19 protein-coding genes and 6 tRNA genes are annotated in these 20,255 nt (G+C 64.0%); 16 read left to right on the top strand and 9 right to left on the bottom strand.

Going from position 1 to position 20,255, the window contains the following annotated elements:
- Nucleotides 1-283 precede the first annotated feature (283 nt).
- A complete protein-coding gene (locus DTPSY_RS11205; protein ID WP_015913664.1) occupies nt 284-952 on the top strand; it encodes a 7-cyano-7-deazaguanine/7-aminomethyl-7-deazaguanine transporter in 669 nt (222 codons plus the stop codon).
- On the top strand, nt 949-1,668 hold the full coding sequence (gene queC, locus DTPSY_RS11200) for a 7-cyano-7-deazaguanine synthase QueC (RefSeq protein ID WP_011805900.1): 720 nt from the start codon (nt 949-951) through the stop codon (nt 1,666-1,668). The genes DTPSY_RS11205 and queC overlap by 4 nt, the downstream gene beginning before the upstream one ends.
- An 89-nt stretch (nt 1,669-1,757) precedes the next feature.
- Here the strand turns inward: queC and argG are convergent, their stop codons facing one another.
- From argG to DTPSY_RS11180, 4 genes are all read right to left on the bottom strand, one after another.
- Nucleotides 1,758-3,104: an argininosuccinate synthase gene (gene argG, locus DTPSY_RS11195; RefSeq protein WP_011805899.1), complete on the bottom strand. Its 1,347-nt coding sequence runs from the start codon at nt 3,102-3,104 to the stop codon at nt 1,758-1,760.
- A gap of 66 nt (nt 3,105-3,170) precedes the next feature.
- Nucleotides 3,171-3,488 carry a pyrimidine/purine nucleoside phosphorylase gene (gene ppnP, locus DTPSY_RS11190; RefSeq protein WP_011805898.1) on the bottom strand — a complete coding sequence of 106 codons (318 nt, stop codon included), beginning with the start codon at nt 3,486-3,488 and terminating at the stop codon, nt 3,171-3,173.
- 170 nt (nt 3,489-3,658) lie between these two features.
- Nucleotides 3,659-4,339 (bottom strand): glycine zipper 2TM domain-containing protein, encoded by a 681-nt coding sequence (locus tag DTPSY_RS11185; protein WP_011805897.1) that lies wholly within the window; start codon nt 4,337-4,339, stop codon nt 3,659-3,661.
- 113 nt (nt 4,340-4,452) lie between these two features.
- On the bottom strand, nt 4,453-4,839 hold the full coding sequence (locus DTPSY_RS11180) for an ArsC family reductase (RefSeq protein WP_015913663.1): 387 nt from the start codon (nt 4,837-4,839) through the stop codon (nt 4,453-4,455).
- Between the two features lie 47 nt (nt 4,840-4,886).
- Between DTPSY_RS11180 and folC the strand changes: the two genes are divergently transcribed.
- From folC to DTPSY_RS11115, 13 genes are all read left to right on the top strand, one after another.
- A complete protein-coding gene (folC, locus tag DTPSY_RS11175) occupies nt 4,887-6,212 on the top strand; it encodes a bifunctional tetrahydrofolate synthase/dihydrofolate synthase (RefSeq protein ID WP_015913662.1) in 1,326 nt (441 codons plus the stop codon).
- A 14-nt stretch (nt 6,213-6,226) separates the two neighbouring features.
- The gene (locus tag DTPSY_RS11170; RefSeq protein ID WP_015913661.1) at nt 6,227-7,069 is read left to right on the top strand and encodes an SPOR domain-containing protein; all 843 of its coding nucleotides are present in this window, start codon (nt 6,227-6,229) and stop codon (nt 7,067-7,069) included.
- A 40-nt stretch (nt 7,070-7,109) separates the two neighbouring features.
- The gene (locus tag DTPSY_RS11165) at nt 7,110-7,598 is read left to right on the top strand and encodes a CvpA family protein (protein WP_011805893.1); all 489 of its coding nucleotides are present in this window, start codon (nt 7,110-7,112) and stop codon (nt 7,596-7,598) included.
- 77 nt (nt 7,599-7,675) lie between these two features.
- Entirely contained in the window at nt 7,676-9,184 is a 1,509-nt protein-coding gene (purF, locus tag DTPSY_RS11160) for an amidophosphoribosyltransferase (protein WP_015913660.1), read from the top strand.
- 130 nt (nt 9,185-9,314) lie between these two features.
- On the top strand, nt 9,315-10,529 hold the full coding sequence (locus DTPSY_RS11155; protein ID WP_015913659.1) for an O-succinylhomoserine sulfhydrylase: 1,215 nt from the start codon (nt 9,315-9,317) through the stop codon (nt 10,527-10,529).
- Nucleotides 10,526-11,935, top strand: coding sequence for a glutamate--tRNA ligase (gene gltX / locus DTPSY_RS11150; protein WP_015913658.1), 1,410 nt, complete (start codon nt 10,526-10,528; stop codon nt 11,933-11,935). The genes DTPSY_RS11155 and gltX overlap by 4 nt, the downstream gene beginning before the upstream one ends.
- Nucleotides 11,936-12,000: 65 nt before the next feature.
- Nucleotides 12,001-12,076: transfer RNA gene (locus DTPSY_RS11145), tRNA-Ala, on the top strand.
- Between the two features lie 32 nt (nt 12,077-12,108).
- Nucleotides 12,109-12,184, top strand: a tRNA-Glu gene (locus tag DTPSY_RS11140).
- Nucleotides 12,185-12,230: 46 nt separating this feature from the next.
- Nucleotides 12,231-12,307 (top strand) — tRNA-Asp (locus DTPSY_RS11135).
- Between the two features lie 4 nt (nt 12,308-12,311).
- A tRNA-Ala gene (locus DTPSY_RS11130) sits at nt 12,312-12,387 on the top strand.
- A 31-nt stretch (nt 12,388-12,418) separates the two neighbouring features.
- Nucleotides 12,419-12,494: transfer RNA gene (locus tag DTPSY_RS11125), tRNA-Glu, on the top strand.
- A 57-nt stretch (nt 12,495-12,551) separates the two neighbouring features.
- Nucleotides 12,552-12,628, top strand: a tRNA-Asp gene (locus DTPSY_RS11120).
- A gap of 604 nt (nt 12,629-13,232) precedes the next feature.
- Nucleotides 13,233-14,309, top strand: a complete 1,077-nt coding sequence (locus DTPSY_RS11115; protein WP_081471095.1) for an IS630 family transposase — start codon at nt 13,233-13,235, stop codon at nt 14,307-14,309.
- Nucleotides 14,310-14,435: 126 nt separating this feature from the next.
- On the opposite strand, the gene DTPSY_RS11110 is transcribed toward DTPSY_RS11115, so the two are convergent.
- The 3 genes from DTPSY_RS11110 to DTPSY_RS11095 form a co-directional block, all read right to left on the bottom strand.
- Nucleotides 14,436-14,789: a DUF4148 domain-containing protein gene (locus tag DTPSY_RS11110; RefSeq protein WP_013722716.1), complete on the bottom strand. Its 354-nt coding sequence runs from the start codon at nt 14,787-14,789 to the stop codon at nt 14,436-14,438.
- Nucleotides 14,790-14,889: 100 nt separating this feature from the next.
- A protein-coding gene (locus DTPSY_RS11105; protein WP_085945350.1) for an IS3 family transposase occupies nt 14,890-16,040 on the bottom strand; the annotation gives its coding sequence in 2 pieces (ribosomal slippage) (nt 14,890-15,794 and nt 15,794-16,040; 1,152 coding nt in all).
- A 256-nt stretch (nt 16,041-16,296) separates the two neighbouring features.
- On the bottom strand, nt 16,297-16,650 hold the full coding sequence (locus tag DTPSY_RS11095; protein ID WP_013722715.1) for a DUF4148 domain-containing protein: 354 nt from the start codon (nt 16,648-16,650) through the stop codon (nt 16,297-16,299).
- A 284-nt stretch (nt 16,651-16,934) separates the two neighbouring features.
- Here DTPSY_RS11095 and DTPSY_RS11090 point away from each other — a divergent pair, with 284 nt between their 5' ends.
- Nucleotides 16,935-17,981: a DMT family transporter gene (locus tag DTPSY_RS11090; RefSeq protein WP_013722714.1), complete on the top strand. Its 1,047-nt coding sequence runs from the start codon at nt 16,935-16,937 to the stop codon at nt 17,979-17,981.
- 193 nt (nt 17,982-18,174) lie between these two features.
- On the opposite strand, the gene DTPSY_RS11085 is transcribed toward DTPSY_RS11090, so the two are convergent.
- Nucleotides 18,175-19,548: a heavy metal sensor histidine kinase gene (locus tag DTPSY_RS11085; protein ID WP_015913657.1), complete on the bottom strand. Its 1,374-nt coding sequence runs from the start codon at nt 19,546-19,548 to the stop codon at nt 18,175-18,177.
- Nucleotides 19,545-20,231, bottom strand: coding sequence for a heavy metal response regulator transcription factor (locus DTPSY_RS11080; protein WP_013722712.1), 687 nt, complete (start codon nt 20,229-20,231; stop codon nt 19,545-19,547). Before DTPSY_RS11080 ends, DTPSY_RS11085 begins: the two co-directional genes overlap by 4 nt.
- Between the last annotated feature and the right edge of the window lie 24 nt (nt 20,232-20,255).

Below are 20,255 nucleotides of genomic sequence, written 5' to 3'. Positions count from 1 at the left end.
CCTTGAAAAAAATACGCGGCGCAACCCTGTGCGCGGGTGGGATGCGCAAATGTGCCTACAATCGCGCCCCGGCTCTGTTGCCACCATGGGTTCCCTCGCCCCCATCCAGGAACCTCCGCAACACCTGTAGCGCCGCACGCATCTGTGGGCTCGGTGGTCTGCGTCGATGCAAATCCTCGGGGTGGCCCTGCCACCGCTGTGGTTTGCGCTTCGCGTCCCATCCCGATTCGCAGCGTGCTGATCCCTACAGGTATTGCAGAGGTTCCATCCAAAAAGGACTGCCATGACCTCGCTGAAGGCACCATCGCGCGTGCCGTTGTACCTCTCCCTCCTGGTGGCGTTCCATATCGCCATCGTCATCGCCAGCAACTACCTGGTGCAACTGCCCATCAATTTGCTGGGCTTTCATAGCACCTGGGGGGCGTTCAGCTTCCCGTTCATCTTTCTGGCCACCGACCTGACGGTGCGGCTCATCGGCAAGGCCGAGGCGCGCCGCGTCATCACCCGCGCCATGCTGCCGGCGCTGGTGGCGTCGTATGTGGTGGGCGTGCTGTTCCACGAAGGCCGCTTCAACGGCTGGGCGGCGCTGGGTGACTTCAACACCTTCGTGTTCCGCATCGCCTTTGCCAGCTTTGCCGCCTACGTGTTGGGGCAACTGCTGGACATCCAGGTGTTCGACCGTATCCGCCAGAGCAGCCGCTCGTGGTGGCTGGCGCCCGCGGCGGCGTCGGTGTTCGGCCAGGCGCTGGATACGGCGGCGTTCTTCTCCATCGCCTTCTGGCGCAGCCCCGACGCATTTATGGCCGCCCACTGGGGCGAAATCGCCGTGGTGGACTATGTCATCAAGCTGGCCGTGAGCCTGCTGTTCTTCGTGCCGGCCTACGGCGTGGCGCTGGCCGCCATCGTGCGCAGCATGCGCGAGGGCGCGGCCCCGCTCGCGACCGCGCCATGAGCCGCCTGCCGCAGCGGCGCGCGCTGGTGCTGCTGTCGGGCGGGCAGGACTCCGCGACCTGCCTGGCCTGGGCGCTGGCGCGCTATGGGCATGTGGAAACCCTGGGCTTTGACTACGGGCAGCGCCACCGCGTCGAGCTGGACTGCCGGCAGCGGCTGATCGACGGTGTGCGCGCCCTGCCGTGGCCGGGACAGTTGGGGCCGGACCACATGCTGACGGTGGACGTGCTCGCGCAGCTGGGCGGCAGCGCCATGACCGATGACGTGGCCATCGCCATGCAGGCGGACGGTTTGCCCAACACCTTCGTGCCGGGGCGCAACCTGCTGTTCTTCACCCTGGCGGCGGCGCTGGCCTATCGGCGCGGGCTGGATGTGCTGGTGGGCGGCATGTCCGAGACCGACTATTCCGGCTACCCCGACTGCCGCGACAGCACGCTGAAGGCGCTGCAGGTGGCGCTGAGTCTGGGCGTGGACCGCCCGCTGACGCTGGAAACTCCGCTGATGTGGCGCAGCAAGGCCGACACCTGGGCCCTGGCGCAGCGGCTGGGCGGCGACGCCCTGGTCGAACTGATCCGGTGTGAGTCACACACCTGCTACCTGGGCCAGCGCGGCGACCTGCACGCCTGGGGCCACGGCTGCGGCGGCTGCCCCGCCTGCGAACTGCGCGCACAGGGGTGGGAGCAGTGGACCGCGCAGCGCTCTTTGAACGGCGCATAAAAAAACACCCGGCATGCCTGCCGGGTGGTTGCTTCTATTTTTATAGCTGCTAGCGCCCGTCCATCAAGCGCTAGAGGCCTGTTTGATACTTATTTTTTCTTCGCGCCGCCGTCTTCCAGCTGCGCCAGCGCGGCATTGCCGCCCAGCGACAGCAGGCCGGCGCGCGCATACACGCCCAGCTTGCCGCGCGTGTCGGAGATGTCCAGGTTGCGCATGGTCAACTGGCCGATGCGGTCCAGCGGGCTGAACGGCGCGTCTTCCACCTTTTCCATCGACAGGCGCTCGGGCGCGTAGGTCAGGTTGGGCGACTCGGTGTTCAGGATGGAGTAGTCGTTGCCGCGACGCAGCTCGAGCGTCACGGTGCCGGTCACGGCGCGCGCCACCCAGCGCTGGGCGGTCTCGCGCAGCATGATGGCCTGCGGGTCGAACCAGCGGCCCTGGTACAGCAGGCGGCCGAGCTTCAGGCCGTTCAGGCGGTACTGCTCGATGGTGTCTTCGTTGTGGATGCCGGTGACCAGGCGCTCGTAGGCGATGTGCAGCAGCGCCATGCCGGGGGCTTCGTAGATGCCGCGGCTCTTGGCTTCGATGATGCGGTTCTCGATCTGGTCGCTCATCCCTAAGCCGTGGCGGCCGCCGATGCGGTTCAATTCCAGGAACAGCTCCACAGGGTCGGCGATCTCCTTGCCGTTCACGGCCACGGGTTGCCCCTCGTCGAAGGTGACCGACACTTCTTCGGCCGGCACGTCGACTTCGGGCTTCCAGAACGCCACGCCCATGATGGGGTTGACGATGCGAATGCCGCTGCTGAGGAACTCCAGGTCCTTCGCCTCGTGCGTGGCGCCCAGCATGTTGCTGTCGGTGCTGTACGCCTTTTCGGCGCTCATCTTGTAGCCGAAGCCTTCCTTGGTCATGAAGGCCGACATCTCGGCGCGCCCGCCCAGCTCGTCGATGAACTTCTGGTCCAGCCAGGGCTTGTAGATCTTCAGCGCGGGGTTGGTGAGCAGGCCGTAGCGGTAGAAGCGCTCGATGTCGTTGCCCTTGAAGGTGGAGCCGTCGCCCCAGATGTGGACGTCGTCCTCCTTCATCGCGGCCACCAGCATGGTGCCCGTCACGGCGCGGCCCAGCGGCGTGGTGTTGAAGTAGGTGATGCCACCGGTGCTGATGTGGAACGCTCCGGCCTGGATGGCGGCAATGCCCTCGTGCGCCAGCTGCGTGCGGCAGTCGATCAGGCGGGCCTTCTCGGCGCCGTATTCCATGGCCTTGCGGGGGATCTCGTCGTAGTCGGCTTCGTCAGGCTGGCCCAGGTTGGCGGTGTAGGCGTAGGGCAGGGCGCCCTTGTTCTTCATCCAGCGCAGCGCGGCGCTGGTGTCGAGGCCGCCCGAGAAGGCGATGCCGACCTTCTGGCCGACGGGGAGGTGTTGCAGGATGGTTGCCATGGGATTCTCTTGAAAATTGATAGCTGCCCGCGCTTGCCTAGTAAGCGCTAGAGGCCTAAAACATGCTCAGCCGTAGTGGCAGATGTAGTGGAAGGCCTCGGTCACGCGGATGTTGAATTTGGAATTGCCCGGCACGCTGAACTTCTCGCCCGCGCCCACCTTGACCCAGGCGTCGGTGCCGTCCAGCTGGTATTCGCAGGATCCGCCCACGCATTCCATGATCTCGGGTGCGCCCGTGCCGAAGGTCAACGTGGCCGGCAGCACCACACCCACCGACTTCTTCGTGCCATCGGGGTACGTGAGGTTGTGGCTCACGCACTTGCCGTCAAAGTACACATTGGCCTGGGTGGTGACGGAAACACCGTCGATTTTTTCGGTGGTCATGGATGGGGGACGCAGAGGATGGGACAAACCATCGATTCTAGAGCCTGCGCGTGCCGGCGCGCCCCGTGCGGGCGCGGGGCGGCGTTGGCCGCGCAGCAACGAAAAAGGGCTCCGAAGAGCCCTCTGGCATGTGCCGTCTGCGTGCTGGCCGCCGGGCCGTGGCGCTCTGCTCAGCGCCAGTAACGGTCGTGGTAGCGGGGCGGGCGGTAGGGATGGCCATAGTTGTCGCGGTATTCGATCACGGTGACGGGCGGCTCCACGATGTAGGCCGGCGGGCCCGGCTGGGTGGACACCACCACGCCCGGCTGCGCATAGCCGCCGGAATAGGTAGGAGAGTAGGTGGGGCCGTAGGTGGGCGGGTATCCGGCGGGAGCGCGCGACACTCCCGGCACCGCCGGCTGCACGGTGAGTGGAATCCACGCGCCTGGGTCCGTCTGCGTGCGCGTGTTGTAGTGCCGGCCGGCGTATTCGTAGACCACGTCGTAGCCGACGATCTGGTTGTCGTAGTAGGTTTCGGTCGTGCAGCGCTGCACATTCTGGTAGCCGGGGCGGCCACCCTCGATCTGGTTGCCCAGCACCGCGCCACCAATCACACCCAGGGCCGTGGCCGCGGCACGGCCGCTGCCGCCGCCGATGGCGTTGCCCGCGGCGCCGCCGGCAATCGCGCCCAGCACCGCGCCCGCGCCGGAGGTGGGGCGGGCGCCGCTGTAGATGGTTTCGTTGCCGCAGACCTGCTGCGGAATCGCGATCTGCTCGGTGATGGGCGTGGCCGACAGCACGCGGCCCTGTTCCTGTGCCTGGGCGGCCAGCGCGGCCGTGGCCAGGGTCGCGAGGACAAAAATCTTGTTCATGGGCAAAAAGCTCCTTTCGGTCGGCCTACAACGCGCCGAACCTGCGGGAAGTTTCAGCCCGGCGCGTCAACACACCCGCGCCGACCCGTAAATCTGCGTAAAGATGTGTTGCCTCATGCCTTGGAGTGGCTGGCCGCGCGTGCGTTCCATGCCTCGGGGCTGAAGCCCACCGTCACGTCACCCGCGGGGCTGCCCTGCCACTCGACCACGGGCCGCTTGATGACCGAGGGCTGCTCGCACATCAGCGTGGCCGCGCTGGGGGCGTCCGTCACGCCGGCCTGCACGGTCGCGTCCAGCTTGCGCCAGGTCGTGCCCTGGCGGTTGAGCAGCTTCTCCCAGCCCACGGCAGCCATCCACGCGGGCAGGCGCTCTGCGGGCACGCCTTGCTTCTTGAAGTCGTGGAACTGGTAGGCCAAGCCTTGCTCCTGCAGCCAGGCGCGGGCCTTCTTGACGGTGTCGCAGTTGGGAATGCCGTAGACGATGATCGTGGGGGTACTCATGGCCCGGGATCATCGCGCAAGCCCGGCTCGGCGACAATTCATGGGCTATGCACATTCCTCCGCAGACACTGGAAGGCTGGCTTCGCCACTGCGAGCAGCTGCACCCCAAGAACATCGACATGGGCCTGGAGCGCGTGGGCGAGGTGGCGCGCCGCCTGGGGCTGCGCTTCAACTGCCCCGTGATCACCGTGGCGGGCACCAACGGCAAGGGCTCGACCTGCGCCATGCTGGAGGCCGTGGCCCTGCAGGCTGGCTACCGTACGGGGGTCTATACATCGCCCCATCTGGTGCATTTTGAGGAGCGTTGCCGCATCCGTGGCGAGATCGTCGATGCCGCGTCGTTGGTGGCCAGCTTCGAGGCGGTGGAGCGGGCGCGCACGCAGAACGGCAACGAGGTCACGCTGACCTACTTCGAATTCACCACGCTCGCCATTCTGCGGCACATGAGCCTGTCGCTGCTGGACGTGGCCATCCTGGAGGTGGGGCTGGGCGGGCGGCTGGATGCCACCAACATCATCGACGCCGACTGCGCGGTGATCACCAGCGTGGACATCGACCATGTGGAGTTCCTCGGGCCTGACCGCGAGACCATCGGCCGCGAGAAGGCCGGCATCATGCGCACCGGCCGCCCCGTGGTGGTGAGCGACCCCATGCCGCCGCAGAGCGTGATCGACCATGCGCGCGAGATCGGCGCCGACCTGTGGCGCTTCGGGCAGGACTTCAACTTCTCGGGCGACAAGCAGCAGTGGGCGTGGGCCGGGCGCGGGCGCCGCTACGCGGGCCTGGCGTATCCGGCGCTGCGGGGCGCCAACCAGCTGGTCAATGCCTCGGGCGCACTCGCTGCGCTGGAGGCAGTGCGCGAACGCCTGCCCATCACCGCGCAGGCGGTGCGCGCCGGCCTGGCGCTGGTGGAACTGCCCGGGCGCTTCCAGATCGTGCCGGGCCAGCCCACGCTGGTGCTGGACGTGGCGCACAACCCGCACTCGGTGGCGGCGCTCACGGCCAATCTGGACGCCATGGGCTACTTCCCGACCACGCACGCGGTGTTTGGCGCCATGGCCGACAAGGATCTGGCGCCCATGCTGGCCAAGGTGGGGCCGGTGATCGACCGCTGGTATTTCACCGACCTGCCCACGCCGCGCGCCGAGACGGCCGCCAGCCTGCAGCAGAAATGGAATGCGCTGCAGATGGTGGCCGGAGGGCGCCCTGAGGTCGCCACCAGCCTGCACGCCAACCCCGAGGAGGCGTTGCGCGCGGCCGTGGAGGCCGCGGACCCCGCTGATAGAATTGTGGTCTTTGGCTCGTTCTACACGGTGGGTGGCGTGCTCCAGCATGGGGTGCCGCGCCTGCAGGCCAAGCATCTGGGCGCATAACGAGTCCGCACTCCATGGCATTTTTCAAGTTTCGTTGGCCTGGCCGGCAGGAGCCGTCGGGCGACACCAACAAACCCGCCAAGCGCTCACGCACTCCGCAGGCCGAGAGCATCGAGGAAATGCGCCGACGCGCGCGCCACCGCCTGCTGGGCGCTGCAGTACTGGTGCTGGTGGGCGTGGTGGGCTTCCCCCTGCTGTTCGACACCCAGCCGCGGCCGGTCCCGGTGAATGTGGCGATGGACATTCCCGATCGCCACAAGGTGGCTCCGCTGGTGGTGCCGCAGCAAGAGGCCAATACACCCCGCGCCGCGGAGCCGGCGACTTCCGGCCTGGATGCGGGCGAGGAAGTGGTGGCGTCCCGCCCACGCAGTGCGCCAGCGGCCTCGCAGCCCGCTGCGCGCGTGGAACCCAAAGTGCCGGCTAAGGCGGAAACCCCGGCGGAATCCAAGCCCGAGCCCAAACCGGAACCCAAGCCCGCGCCCAAGGCAGAGGCCAAACCGGAATCCAAACCAGAACCCCGGCCCGATCCCAAGCCTGCGCGCCAGGACGATGCTGCGCGCGCCCGCGCACTGCTCGAAGGCCGCAACCCGCAACCCAGCGCCGCGCCCGCCGCTGCGCGCGAGGAGCAGGGCCGCTTCATCGTGCAGGTAGGCGCCTTCGCGGACGCCGACAAGGCGCGCGAGGTGCGCGATCGGTTGGAGCGCTCCGGCCTCAAGACCTATACCCAGGTGGTGGACACCAAGGATGGCAAGCGCACGCGCGTGCGAGTGGGTCCGTTCACCAGCCGGGCAGAGGCCGACAAGGCGGCCGGCCGCGTCAAGGGCGCGGGGCTGTCCGCGTCGGTGTTGGCGCTGTAGGCCGGCTGGCGGGCTGGGGCGGCGGTTTCAAAGGTTGCGCATGGCGGCGCTGGACTGGATCTTCCTGGTGGTGCTGTGCGCGTCGCTGCTGATCGGTGCATGGCGCGGGCTGGTGTTCGAGTTGCTGTCGCTGGCCGGCTGGGTGGTGGCGTTTTTTGCCGCGCAATGGTTCGCGGACGATATGGGCGCGCTGCTGCCCATGGGGCAGGCGGATGCCACCTGGCGCCATGTGGCGGGCTTCGCGGTGGTGTTCGTCGGTGCGGTGTTTGCGTGTGGGCTGGTGGCGTGGCTGCTCAAGAAACTGGTGGAGGCGGTGGGCCTGCGGCCCGCGGACCGGGCGCTAGGGGCACTGTTTGGCGTGCTGCGCGGCCTGGTGCTGCTGCTGGCCGTAGTGCTGGTGGCCGGCTGGACGCCGATGCAAGATGCGCCGTGGTGGAAAGAATCGCAGGCCGCCCCCCTGTTGCAGGGGGCGCTCAAGGGGTTGAGGCCCGCGCTACCGGATGAACTGGGCCGCCATCTGCCTTCCTAGCGGGCCTGGCGGCGCGGCCGCGGTGAGTGATGTGTGTGATCGGCGGGAAACCCCGCCGCCAAAACTGGAACGAAACTATGTGTGGAATTGTCGGCGTGGTCAGCACGGCCCCCGTGAATCAGCTGATCTATGACGCCTTGCTGCTGCTGCAGCACCGGGGACAGGACGCCGCGGGCATCGTCACGCAGGAAGGACGCAAGTTCTTCATGCACAAGGCCAAGGGCATGGTGCGCGACGTGTTTCGCACGCGCAACATGCGCGCACTGCCCGGCACCATTGGCCTGGGGCAGGTGCGCTATCCCACGGCGGGCAATGCCTCCAGCGAGGAGGAGGCCCAGCCGTTCTACGTGAACGCGCCGTTCGGCATCGTGATGGTGCACAACGGCAACCTCACCAACGCCAAGCAGCTGCGCGGCGAACTGGCCGACACCGACCACCGCCACACCAACACCGAGAGCGACTCCGAAGTGCTGCTCAACGTGCTGGCGCATGAGCTGGCGCGCGCCACCAGCGGCGCGCCGTTGCAGTCCGAGGACGTATTCAAGGCCGTGCGCGCGGTGCACAAGCGCGTCAAGGGCTCCTATGCCGTGATCGCGCTGATCGCGGGCTATGGCCTGCTGGCATTCCGCGACCCGTTCGGCATCCGCCCGCTGTGCATGGGCCGCGGCGCGGACGGCACCGTGATGCTGGCGAGCGAATCCGTGGCGCTGGAGGGCACGACCCAGGTGCTGGACCGTGACGTCGCGCCCGGCGAGGCCGTGTTCGTGCACACCGACGGCCGCGTGGAAACCCAGCAGTGCGCCGAGAACCCGCACCTCAACCCCTGCGTGTTCGAGTACGTGTATTTGGCGCGTCCCGACTCGGTGATGGACGGCATCTCGGTCTACCAGGCGCGGCTGAACATGGGCGAGACGCTGGCCAAGCGCGTGATCTCCACCGTGCCTCCCAGCGAGATCGACGCCATCATCCCCATCCCCGAATCCAGCCGCCCCAGCGCCATGCAGCTCGCGCAGCTGCTGGGCATTCCGTACCGCGAGGGCTTCGTCAAGAACCGCTACGTGGGCCGCACCTTCATCATGCCGGGGCAGGGCGTGCGCAAGAAGTCGGTGCGCCAGAAGCTCAACGCTATCGGCAGCGAGTTCAAGGGCCGCAAGGTGCTGCTGGTAGACGACTCCATCGTGCGCGGCACCACCTCCAAGGAGATCGTGCAGATGGCGCGCGACGCCGGCGCGGTGAAGGTCTACCTGGCTTCTGCCGCGCCGCCGGTGCGCCACCCCAATGTCTATGGCATCGACATGCCCACGCGCTCCGAGCTGGTCGCGCACGGCCGCACGGTGGAGGAGATCCGCCAGCTGATCGGCGCCGATGCGCTGATCTACCAAGACGTGGAGGCCATGAAGCAGGCCGTGGGCAAGATCAACCGCAAGGTGGAGGGGTTCGAGGCCTCGTGCTTCGACGGCGTGTACATCACCGGCGACATCTCCGACGAGGAAGTGACGGCGCTCAACGAGGGCCGCAACCGGGGTGGTGAAGAGGAGCAGGAAGACACCTCCCGGCTGTCCCTGCCCAACGCCCAGGAGGCGTGAGTACACTCGCGCTCATCAAAAAGATGAGCGCCTTGCGCTTGTTTGTACTGGGTTTCAGTGTAAAAAATGCCTGAAGTCCAGGTGCAGCAAGCGCTATCAGCTCCTATTTTTTAGAACAAGGACCGCCACCGTGACCGATCAACCCCTGCCCGAGGGGCTGCGCCCTGAGACCCTCGCCGTTCGCGAGGCCGTCGCGCGCAGCCAGTGGGGCGAGCACAGCGAGGCGCTGTACATGACCAGCAGCTTCGTGCAGAGCGACTGCGAAAGCGCCGCACGCCGCTTCGCCAACGAAGAGCCGGGCTACACCTACACCCGCACCGCCAACCCCACGGTCAGCAGTTTCGAGCGCCGCCTGGCGGCCATGGAGGGCACGGAATGCGCGGTGGCTACCAGCACCGGCATGTCGGCCATCCTGCTGATGGCGCTCACCGTGCTCAAGAGCGGCGACCACGTGGTGGCCTCGCAGTCCATGTTCGGCTCCACGCTCAAGCTGCTCGGGTCGGAGATGGCGCGCTTCGGCGTGGAGACGACCTTTGTCTCGCAGACCGACCTGCAGTCGTGGGAGGCGGCCATCCGCCCGAACACCCGCTTGCTGTTTGCCGAGACACCGACCAACCCGCTGGGCGATCTGTGCGACATCGCCGCACTGGCGCAGATCGCGCATGCGCGCGGCCTGCTGTTGGCGGTGGACAACAGCTTCTGCTCGCCCGCGCTGCAGCGCCCGGCGCAATTGGGCGCTGACCTGGTGGTCTACTCGGGCACCAAACTGCTGGACGGCCAGGGCCGCGTGATGGCGGGCGCCGTGTGCGGCACCACCGCGCTGGTGGACAAGGTCATGGGCACCTTCATGCGCAGCGCGGGGCTGAACCTGTCGCCGTTCAACGCATGGGTGGTGCTCAAGGGGCTGGAGACGCTGTCGCTGCGCGTGCGCGCGCAAAGCGCTGCGGCTTTGGAACTGGCGACCTGGCTGGCCACACATCCCAAGGTGGCGCGCGTGCACTATTCGGGCCTGGCCAGCCATCCGCAGCATGCATTGGCCATGCGCCAGCAGGGCGGCATGGGCGGCCCGGTGCTGGCGTTCGACGTGGTGGGGCAAGGCGCGGCGCAGCTGCGCGCGAATGCCTTCCACGTCATCGACAGCACGCGCGTGTGCTCCATCACCGCCAACCTGGGCGACGTGAAGACCACCATCACCCATCCGGCCAGCACCTCGCACGGGCGCCTCACGGAAGAGCAGCGCCAGGCGGCCGGCATCGGCCAGGGGCTGATCCGCGTGTCCGTGGGCCTGGAACATCTCGACGACCTGAAGACCGACCTCTGCCGAGGCCTGGACACCCTGCCATGACACAACAACAAGTACGCACCCGTTTCGCCCCGTCGCCCACGGGCTTCATCCACCTGGGCAATATCCGCTCCGCGCTCTATCCCTGGGCCTTCGCGCGTGCCAACGACGGCGTGTTCATCCTGCGCATTGAGGACACTGATCTGGAGCGCTCCACCCAGGCCTCGGTCGACGTCATCCTGGAGGGCATGTCCTGGCTGCAGCTCGACCATGACGAGGGCCCGTACTACCAGATGCAGCGCATGGAGCGCTACAAGGAAGTCCTGGCCCAACTGCAGGCTGCAGGCCATGTCTATCCCTGCTACATGAGCGTGGAAGAGCTCGATGCCTTGCGTGAACGCCAGATGGCCGCGAAGGAAAAGCCCCGCTATGACGGCACTTGGCGCCCCGAACCCGGCAAGGTGCTGCCGCCCGTGCCGGAAGGCGTGAAGCCTGTGCTGCGCTTCAAGACGCCCCAGGACGGCGTAGTCGGCTGGGACGACAAGTGCAAGGGTCGCATCGAGTTTCAGAACAGCGAGCTGGACGACCTGGTCATCGCGCGCCCGGACGGCACGCCCACCTACAACTTCTGCGTTTGTGTGGACGACATGGACATGCGCATCACCCACGTGATTCGCGGCGACGACCATGTGAACAACACACCACGCCAGATCCACATCTTCGAGGCCCTGGGTGCCACGGTGCCCGTGTTCGCTCATCTGCCCACCGTGCTCAACGAGCAGGGTGAGAAGATGAGCAAGCGCAACGGTGCCAAGGCCGTGACACAGTACCGCGACGAGGGCTATCTGCCCGACGCCATGGTCAACTACCTGGCCCGATTGGGCTGGAGCCATGGCGATGACGAGATCTTCAGCCGCGCGCAATTCCTGGAATGGTTCAACTTGGATCACCTGGGCCGCAGCGCCGGCCAGTTCGACGAGGCCAAGTTGCGCTGGGTGAACGCACAGCATCTCAAGGCCATGGAAGATGCGCAGTTGGCAGCACTCGTGCGGCCCTTCGTCGTGCAGGCGGGTGTTCCAGAGGCGCAGTTGGATGCTGATGACCGCTTGCCGCGCATCTGCGCGCTGTTCAAAGACCGCTGCGAAACGCTGGTGGACCTGGCACGCTGGGCGCGCGTGTTCTATGTGGACGCCATCGAGCCCGATGCAGACGACTTCGCGAAGCACGTGACTGAAACCGCCACACCGGCGCTCGACGCGTTTGCCGCCGCCATGGAGACCGTGGCGTGGAACAAGGACGCAATCAACGCTGCGATCAAGGATGTCCTCAAGCAGCTGGGTTTGAAGATGCCGCAACTCGCAATGCCCGTGCGGGTGCTGACCATGGGTACCGCGCATACGCCGTCGGTGGATGCCGTGCTCGAACTGCTGGGTCGCGAAAAAATCCTCGCGCGATTGAAAAGTCGTTAAAAACCTGTCTATAATTCAAGGCTCAGGTGATGACGACAGATAAGAAATTAAATGTCGAAGTCAAAGGGGGTATAGCTCAGCTGGGAGAGCGCTTGCATGGCATGCAAGAGGTCAGCGGTTCGATCCCGCTTACCTCCACCACCTGATGATTTGAACGGAAGTTCTTAGGTTTTGACCCTATCGTCTAGAGGCCTAGGACATCACCCTTTCACGGTGAGTACCGGGGTTCGAATCCCCGTAGGGTCGCCAAGTTTGGCTGCACTTGATTCGCAAGAATGCAAGCAGCTACCGACGCGGAGTGGTAGTTCAGTCGGTTAGAATACCGGCCTGTCACGCCGGGGGTCGCGGGTTCGAGTCCCGTCCACTCCGCCATCTTGGGGGTATAGCTCAGCTGGGAGAGCGCTTGCATGGCATGCAAGAGGTCAGCGGTTCGATCCCGCTTACCTCCACCAAGATTTGTTGGTTTGCAAGTTTCTAGGTTTTGACCCTATCGTCTAGAGGCCTAGGACATCACCCTTTCACGGTGAGTACCGGGGTTCGAATCCCCGTAGGGTCGCCAAGTTTTGTGGCACTTGGCTCGGTTGCATTAGCAGCAGGGCAAAAGTCACACCGACGCGGAGTGGTAGTTCAGTCGGTTAGAATACCGGCCTGTCACGCCGGGGGTCGCGGGTTCGAGTCCCGTCCACTCCGCCATAAACGACCTTCTAAGTCATTGATTCAGAAGGAAAAAGAGCCGCCTTCGGGTGGCTCTTTTGTTTTCGACATCCGCTACCACCCCAGTGTGTAGATGCGACTTCTTGAGACGCAGTGAATTGTTTGCAGTAGGTATAGCAAGGACTTTTCCGCCCAATCGGGCTTGAGAGAACTTCACGATGGACGGTTCTGGCTGGACAAGTCGCAGCCTGCATCAAGGAGAGTACGGCGAGTTGTACCAGTGCGAGCTGACAGCGATGACCCACCGTCTGCCGCAAGCGTCTCGAGCGCCACACGCGCGTTCACGAGTGCGGCGTTGTAGTCGGGCGGCCTCGCGCAAAAAGCCTGCGTCTAATCGGCGATCTTTTCCATGATCTCGGTGGCCCAGAGGCGCGCCGGACCTCTGAAATGACCAACGGGAGTGTCCGAATTTCCGTGTGTGAGGCTCATTGAACCTTCACCGATTTCGTGAAGCTGGTTGACTATCTTACGTGCTCGATTTTGTGAACCGGTCTTCGTAGAGGATCGCGAATTGGTTCATCGCTGATTTCCAGTGGCCCTGCGCCAGGCGCTGACGACAGTCGGGAATTTTTGCCCCCATGGCCTGGCCTCAAACGCGTGCAGTTCGGCCTCGGTCGCTTCGGCGCTGCAGTCGTTTGCGCGCAGCCGCTCGCTGCCTGCAGCCTTGAGCGCACGGGCACGCATCGTCCTGAGCAGCGCCGATGGTGAGCCCAACAGCACGATTTCCGAGCGCTTGGCTCTGACCAAGGCCACCGTGGGCAAGTGGCGCGCGCGTTTCATCGAACGACGCATCGCGGGTCTGTACGACGATGTTCGACCGGGCAAGCCGCGCACGATTGACGACGAACGCGTGGCGCATTTGATCAAGACGACGTTGCACACCAAGCCAGCCAACGGCTCGACGCATTGGAGCGTGCGCACCGTGGCCGCCGAGACCGGCATCTCCAAGAGCAGCGTGGCGCGCTACTTCCAGCTCTTTGGCCTGCAACCGCACCGCAGCGAGAGCTTCAAGCTCTCCACCGACCCGTTCTTCATCGAGAAGCTGCGCGATGTGGTCGGGCTGTACCTGAGTCCGCCGGACAACGCCTTGGTGATCTGCGTGGACGAGAAGAGTCAGTGCCAGGCGTTGGAGCGTACCCAGCCAATGCTGCCCATGGGATTTGGCTATGTCGAGGGCGTGACCCACGACTACAAGCGCCATGGCACGACCACACTGTTTGCAGCCCTGAACGTGCTCAACGGCGCGGTGCTGGCCGCGTGCAAGCCGCGCCATCGGCATCAGGAATTCTTGTCTTTCCTGCGCGAGATCGACAAGGCCGTCCCCGCCGAGCTGGACATTCACTGCATCTGCGACAACTACGCCACCCACAACCATCCGAAGATCAAGGACTGGCTGACAGCGCGGCCCCGTTGGCACATGCACTTCATCCCGACCTACAGCTCCTGGCTCAATCAGGTCGAGCGCTTCTTTGCGCTGATTACCGACAAAGCCATTCGGCGCGGTTCGTTCACCAGCGTCAAACAGCTCGTGCAGCGCATCGACCACTTCGTCGCGGCCTACAACACGAACTGCCAGCCGTTCAAGTGGACCGCCACCGCCGATTCCATCCTCGAAAAGCTGCATCGACTTTGCTCACGTATCAGCGGGACAGGACACTAGGCTGGAGTGAGATAACCCCTTGATCCCCCGGCCCCGTCCTGTCGCTTATCGCTGCGACAGCGCGCGGCGATGGGGTGTCATGCGAGACCATGGGCGCCCGGCGATATCGTCGGACTGATTGTTCTATCAGCCGCCGGAGTACAGCAGACGCCGTGCTTCGCGTTGTGCGGCGGTCTCATTGCGCATCTCATCGATCACCTGTTGGCGGGTCTTGTTCGACGTCACCGGTGCGGCTTCTGCACCTCGCGGGAAGTTGCTTTGGCCGTAAGACAAACGGCCTTGTCGCATCGCGGCTTCGGTTTCCGCCCTGACTTGCTCGCGGGTCTTTTCGCTTTTGAAGTGTTCCGGGTGAACGACCACGCCAGCTTGGTTGTTGGCGGGATGCATGTATTCCGCCGATGCCATTCCCGGCAGGCCGAAGGCCACCACGGCGGCCACGCTGGCGATCACGGCGGAGAGGGACAGGCGACGTTGAGTCATGATCAATATCCTTTTTGGAGTCTCTGAGGTTTGCATCTCCAGCGCTTTGGTACAGAGCTGAGGAGATGTGTTCATGGTAGAATGAATCGCCCCGGATTCCCTAGACACTTTTGAGCCGTTGGGAATGGCGTCTCTCGAACTCTACCGGCGAAGTATCTCCGGCAGTGCCATGGCGGCGCTTAGGGTTGTAGAACATCTCGATGTAGTTGAAGACATCGGCTCTCGCGTCATCGCGGGTCGGATAGATCTGGCGGCGGATGCGTTCGCGCTTGAGCAACTGGAAGAAGCTCTCGGCCACGGCGTTGTCGTGGCAGTTGCCGCGACGGCTCATGCTGCAGATCAGCTTGTGGTCGCGTAGGAAGTCCTGCCAGTCATGCCCAGTGAATTGACTGCCTTGATCCGAATGCACTGTGACTGGCTGCTCGGGTCGACGACGCCACAAGGCCATCACCAGCGCATCGAGCGCCAGCCCGGTATCGATGCGGCTACCCATTGACCAGCCGACCACCTGACGCGAGAACAGATCGACCACCACGGCCAGGTACAGCCAGCCCTCATGGGTGCGGATGTAGGTGATGTCGGTCACCCAGGATTGATTGGGCTGCGCCACGGAGAACTGGCGCTGCAGGTGGTTGGGCGCGACGACCGCGGGCTTGCCACCACGCATGCCAGGGCGACGGCGGTAGCCGGTCTGCGAGCGCAGTCCTTCGAGTTTGAGCAATCGGGCCACGCGGTGCTTGCCGCAGGACTCGCCTAGATCGCGCATGTCCAGGGTGAGCTTGCGGTAGCCGTACACGCCGCCGCTCTCCAACCACGCGTGCTTGAGCAGGCCCAGCACCCGTTGATCGTCCTGGGCGCGTGGGCTCACCGGATCGGCCTTCCAGGCGTAGTAGCCGCTGGGGTGCACCGTCATGATCTTGCACATGCGGCGCACGCTGTGCTCGTGTTCATGCCGCTCGATAAATGCGTACTTCACCCGGACTGCTTGGCAAAGTACGCTGCGGCCTTTTTTAAGATGTCGCGCTCCTCGGTCACACGCTTGAGCTCGGCCTTCAGGCGGCGCATCTCGTCGGCTTGCGAGCACTGCGCTTGGCGCTGGTCAGGCGACATCTGCTTGACTTTGATCCATTGATACAGACTGTGCTGGCTGACGCCAAGCCTGGCCGACACGTCGGCCACCTTGTGGCCTCGTTCGGTGATCTGCTTGACCGCTTCGATCTTGAATTCTTCGGGGTATCTCTGCTTGCTCATGGCACCTCCTATTGGGCCTCAGGTTTGAGGCTCAGAGGTGTCTAGAAAACCCGGGGCGATTCAGACTGACCCGGCGACAATCGCTCATCTCGGTGTTACGCCGATACGCTACTGCCGACAGTGGTTGAATCTGGCACCGTGAAAGTCCTTGAGCGAAAGGCGATTCAGAAAGCAAATCGCCGCGACGGCGCGCGGCGATGGGGTGTCATGCGCGACCATGGGGGCGCCCGACGATATCGTCGGGCGGGTTGTCCGATCAACCGGCCGTGTACAGCAGCCGCCGTGCTTCACGTTGCGCGGCATTCTCATTGCGCAGCTCGTCGACCACCTGTTGGCGGGTTTTGCTCGACGTCGCCGGTGCGGCTTCTGCTCCTACAGGGTAGTTGCTTTCGCCATAAGACAGACGGCCTTGTCGCATCGCGGCTTCGGCTTCCGCCCTGACCTGCTCGCGGGTTTTTTCGCTCTTGAAGTGTTCCGGGTGAACGACCACGCCAGTTTCGTTGTTGGCCGAGTGCATATATTCCGCCGATGCCATTCCCGGCAGGCCGAAGGCTGTGACGGCGGCCACGCTTGCGATCACGGCGGAGAGGGAGAGGCGACGTTGAGTCATGATCAATTTCCTTTTGGAGTCTCTGAGGTTTGCATCTCCAGCGCTTTGGTACAGCGCTGAGGAGATGTGTTCATGGTAGAAACCCCTACCCAACAAAAGCTAGACAGCCGGATGACATCTTCGACAGCTTTCGTTGCGACATACGTCATGCCTGGATCGCGCGATGCGGAAACACCAGGGCAAATCATGTACGCCTATGTGATGGTCAGTCGCCGACGGGTAGCGCGTCGCCTTGCAATTAGTGGCCGTGGCATATAGCCATAATGCACACAATATGGTCATCCATGAACATCAGTGTCCTCCACGCCCTGCTGGCTGCCGCCCTGTTTGGCGCCAGCACCCCGCTGGCCAAGCTGCTGGTGGGTCTGGTTTCTCCGGTGCTACTGGGCGGGCTGCTTTATCTGGGCAGCGGCATCGGCCTGGCAGTCATCCGGCTCCTGCGGGATCGGCGTTGGGCGGCTTCGGGCCTTGAGCGCGGCCAGTGGCCCTGGCTGCTGGGGGCGATCTTCTTCGGCGGCGTCCTGGGTCCGATCGCGCTGATGTTCGGTCTGGTGCACACCAAAGCGTCCGACGCCTCGCTGCTGCTCAACCTTGAATCCGTCCTGACCGCCGTACTGGCCTGGTTGGTGTTTAAGGAGAACGCCGATCGTCGCATCGTCGTCGGCATGGCCGTCATCGTGGTCGGCGGGGTGCTCCTGTCCTGGCCGGATCAACGCGTGGCAGCTAGCGGGAATTGGCTTGGCCCTGGGGCCATCGCGTTGGCATGCCTGTGCTGGGCCATCGACAACAACCTGACACGCAAGGTTTCGACCACGGACGCCTTGTTCGTTGCCGGAGCCAAGGGTCTGATTGCCGGGCTCGTGAATTGCGCAGTGGCACTGTCGATGGGGACGGCGCTTCCTGCCTGGGGCACCGTGGCTTCGGCTATGGTGGTCGGCTGGTTCGGCTACGGCATCAGCCTGGTGCTGTTCGTGCTGGCACTGCGCGGTCTGGGTGCGGCGCGCACAGGGGCCTATTTTTCCACAGCTCCGTTCGTCGGGGCGGCGGCGGCGCTGGTCTTTCTGGGTGAAACACCAACGCTACTGTTCTGGCCAGCGTGCGCACTGATGGCGTTTGGCGTCTGGTTGCACCTGACAGAGCGTCACGAGCACCAGCACACCCACGAGCCGCTGGAGCACAGCCATCGCCACGTACACGACGAGCACCACCTGCACGAGCATGGCCCTGATTGGGATGGGCGCGAACCGCACGAGCACTGGCACCGCCATCTGCCGGTCACCCACAGCCATCCGCATTTTCCAGATATCCACCATCGACATCCGCATGGGTGACGAGATGGTTACGTCGACTGGCGCCTGGGTTCCGTCAGCAGATTGCCCCTAGATTCGCAGTTCTCGGGCCAAGTTCGATGAAATGATGGTCAGGCACTGAAAGCATTTTGCAGGCCGCCCAGCTATTCGACTGATAGGGAGTTGGTCAAACGTGGAATTCGTCGGCTACAGATGGATCATCACACCCACTTATTTACGTTACTGTTTCCTGACTGATTGGACCGTCTCGCCTGCCATTGCTCAACATGCTGAAACCAATCGTCGTCACACCGTCTTTCGAGTCGGCCAGTGGTTCACCGCCATGCATGCGCGCAATAGCCGCGACGATGGCCAGGCCGAGCCCATGGTTGCGGACGGCGTAGCTGCGAGATGGGTCGGCTCGGTAGAAGCGATCAAAAAGGCGTGGAAGGTGTTCTGGAGCAATGGTGCCACCGAGATTGATGACCTGCAGGCGCACCCGACCGTCCAGTTCCTGGATTTCTACACGAACCGTAGTTTGTGGCTGCGCATACCGTGTCGCATTTGACAGCAGGTTGGAGATCGCACGCTGCAACAGCGCATCGTCAAACTCCCCTTGCGCATCGCCAACAATTTCCAGGCGCAGATCCGCATCAGCCAGTTCCCCCTCGTGGTAGTCGGTGATTTTTTGGGTCAGTGCGGCCATGCTGAACACTGGTACACGGCGTGCAAGTGCACCCCGATCGGCCTGGGACAAAAACAACATGCCCTGCACTATGTCGGTAATGCGGTGCAATTCCTCCAAGTTGGAACCCAGAACGTCCTGCAGCTCTTCGGCACTTCGGACCTTGCGCAGAGCCAGCTCTGTGCCACTGACCATGGTGGCCAGCGGCGTACAAAGCTCGTGCGCGACATCCGCATTGAATCCTTCCATCTGGTCGTAGGCGCGTTCAAGGCGCGCCAGCAGCGCATTGAACTGCTCCACCAGGGGCTCCAGCTCCTCGGGTTGCGCCAATCCATCCAGCCTCTTGTGCAAGGTATCTGCAGCCAGCTGCCGTGTCTGCGCGACCAGGTCGCGCACTGGCCGTAGTCCTCGTTTTACGAGGGCATACCCACTGGCCGATATCACCGCCACTCCAATCAGGGCCACTGCCAGCAGCGTCAAACCAATACGAGACAGAAGGAGTCGATCGTCACGCGTATCCAGCCTGAGTTCGGCATGCAGGGGCGCACTATCGACGGTGGGCGCGGCCACGGCAAACTTCAGCACGCGCAGATTCGCATCGGCATGATTCGGCACAGTTGCGATGGCGCCATAAAACCGTGTGCCGTCGGCGCGCCTCAGCGTCAGCTTCATGTCCTGGTGGCCAATCAAAAAGTCGTCGAGCCTATGGCTCAATGCCTCTGCGTCCGACATCTCCACAGTGTCGGACAACAGGTGGCGTATCTGCATCTCCTTGTCTGCAAGCGCGTTGCGCTGACGTGCCTCGAAGGCCAGAAGGGTGGTGACGTATACAACCACGCAAACCATCGCCAAGGCGACCATGCTCTGCAGTGCGAGCCAAAGCGAAAGCCGGCGCCCCAATGAGCGAATGGGATGCCGGGTCATTTTGCTCGCGCCTCCAGCACGTAGCCCATGCCACGCACCGTATGAAGCAACGGCCGATCGAACGGCGTGTCCATTTTGGCGCGCAGGCGTCGTATTGCGACGTCGATCACGTTGGTGCCATGGTCAAAATTGACGTCCCAAACCTGCTCCGCGATTTCAGCACGTGAAAGCACTTCACCTTGCCTACGCAATAGCAGAGACAGTAGTTGAAACTCCTTGGCTGTCAGGTTAAGACGCTTGCCCGCCCGTTCCACACGCCGCCGCACCAGGTCCATGTGCAGATCGTCTATTGCCAGCGTAAGTGCTTCGTGACTTGCAGGGAGCGGATGGGAGCGTTTAAGCAGAACCTCGATCCGCGCCACCAGCTCGGTAAATGCAAAGGGTTTGACCAAATAGTCATCCGCCCCGGCCTTCAGGCCGCGCACCCGGTCTTCGACACGCATGCGCGCCGTCAGCATTAAAACGGGTGTTTGCCTGGATTGCCGCAGTGCGGCCAGCACCCCCATTCCGTCTATGCCCGGCAACATGCCATCCAGGACGATCAGGTCGTATGCGCCTTCCATCGCCAAGTGCAAACCATCCACACCGTTGTGCGCCACCTCCACCACATAGCCCTCCTCGGACAGGCCCTTGCGCAGGTATTCGGCCAGCTTGATCTCGTCTTCAACAATCAACAACTTCATGCGTCGGGTTCCATATTGAAGAGG

The organism is [Acidovorax] ebreus TPSY (genome assembly GCF_000022305.1).
Lineage (GTDB): Bacteria > Pseudomonadota > Gammaproteobacteria > Burkholderiales > Burkholderiaceae_C > Diaphorobacter > Diaphorobacter nitroreducens.
The sequence above is the reverse complement of the archived record's forward strand: the minus strand, read 5'-3'. Positions and strand labels throughout refer to the sequence as shown.

Bases quoted from the DNA above. Each gene is read 5' to 3' on its own strand.
- DTPSY_RS11205 (WP_015913664.1), top strand. From the start codon at position 284: ATGACCTCGCTGAAGGCACCATCGCGCGTGCCGTTGTACCTCTCCCTC.
- queC (WP_011805900.1), top strand. From the start codon at position 949: ATGAGCCGCCTGCCGCAGCGGCGCGCGCTGGTGCTGCTGTCGGGCGGG.
- argG (WP_011805899.1), bottom strand. From the start codon at position 3,104: ATGGCAACCATCCTGCAACACCTCCCCGTCGGCCAGAAGGTCGGCATC.
- ppnP (WP_011805898.1), bottom strand. From the start codon at position 3,488: ATGACCACCGAAAAAATCGACGGTGTTTCCGTCACCACCCAGGCCAAT.
- DTPSY_RS11185 (WP_011805897.1), bottom strand. From the start codon at position 4,339: ATGAACAAGATTTTTGTCCTCGCGACCCTGGCCACGGCCGCGCTGGCC.
- DTPSY_RS11180 (WP_015913663.1), bottom strand. From the start codon at position 4,839: ATGAGTACCCCCACGATCATCGTCTACGGCATTCCCAACTGCGACACC.
- folC (WP_015913662.1), top strand. From the start codon at position 4,887: ATGCACATTCCTCCGCAGACACTGGAAGGCTGGCTTCGCCACTGCGAG.
- DTPSY_RS11170 (WP_015913661.1), top strand. From the start codon at position 6,227: ATGGCATTTTTCAAGTTTCGTTGGCCTGGCCGGCAGGAGCCGTCGGGC.
- DTPSY_RS11165 (WP_011805893.1), top strand. From the start codon at position 7,110: ATGGCGGCGCTGGACTGGATCTTCCTGGTGGTGCTGTGCGCGTCGCTG.
- purF (WP_015913660.1), top strand. From the start codon at position 7,676: ATGTGTGGAATTGTCGGCGTGGTCAGCACGGCCCCCGTGAATCAGCTG.
- gltX (WP_015913658.1), top strand. From the start codon at position 10,526: ATGACACAACAACAAGTACGCACCCGTTTCGCCCCGTCGCCCACGGGC.
- DTPSY_RS11110 (WP_013722716.1), bottom strand. From the start codon at position 14,789: ATGACTCAACGTCGCCTGTCCCTCTCCGCCGTGATCGCCAGCGTGGCC.
- DTPSY_RS11095 (WP_013722715.1), bottom strand. From the start codon at position 16,650: ATGACTCAACGTCGCCTCTCCCTCTCCGCCGTGATCGCAAGCGTGGCC.
- DTPSY_RS11090 (WP_013722714.1), top strand. From the start codon at position 16,935: ATGAACATCAGTGTCCTCCACGCCCTGCTGGCTGCCGCCCTGTTTGGC.
- DTPSY_RS11085 (WP_015913657.1), bottom strand. From the start codon at position 19,548: ATGACCCGGCATCCCATTCGCTCATTGGGGCGCCGGCTTTCGCTTTGG.
- DTPSY_RS11080 (WP_013722712.1), bottom strand. From the start codon at position 20,231: ATGAAGTTGTTGATTGTTGAAGACGAGATCAAGCTGGCCGAATACCTG.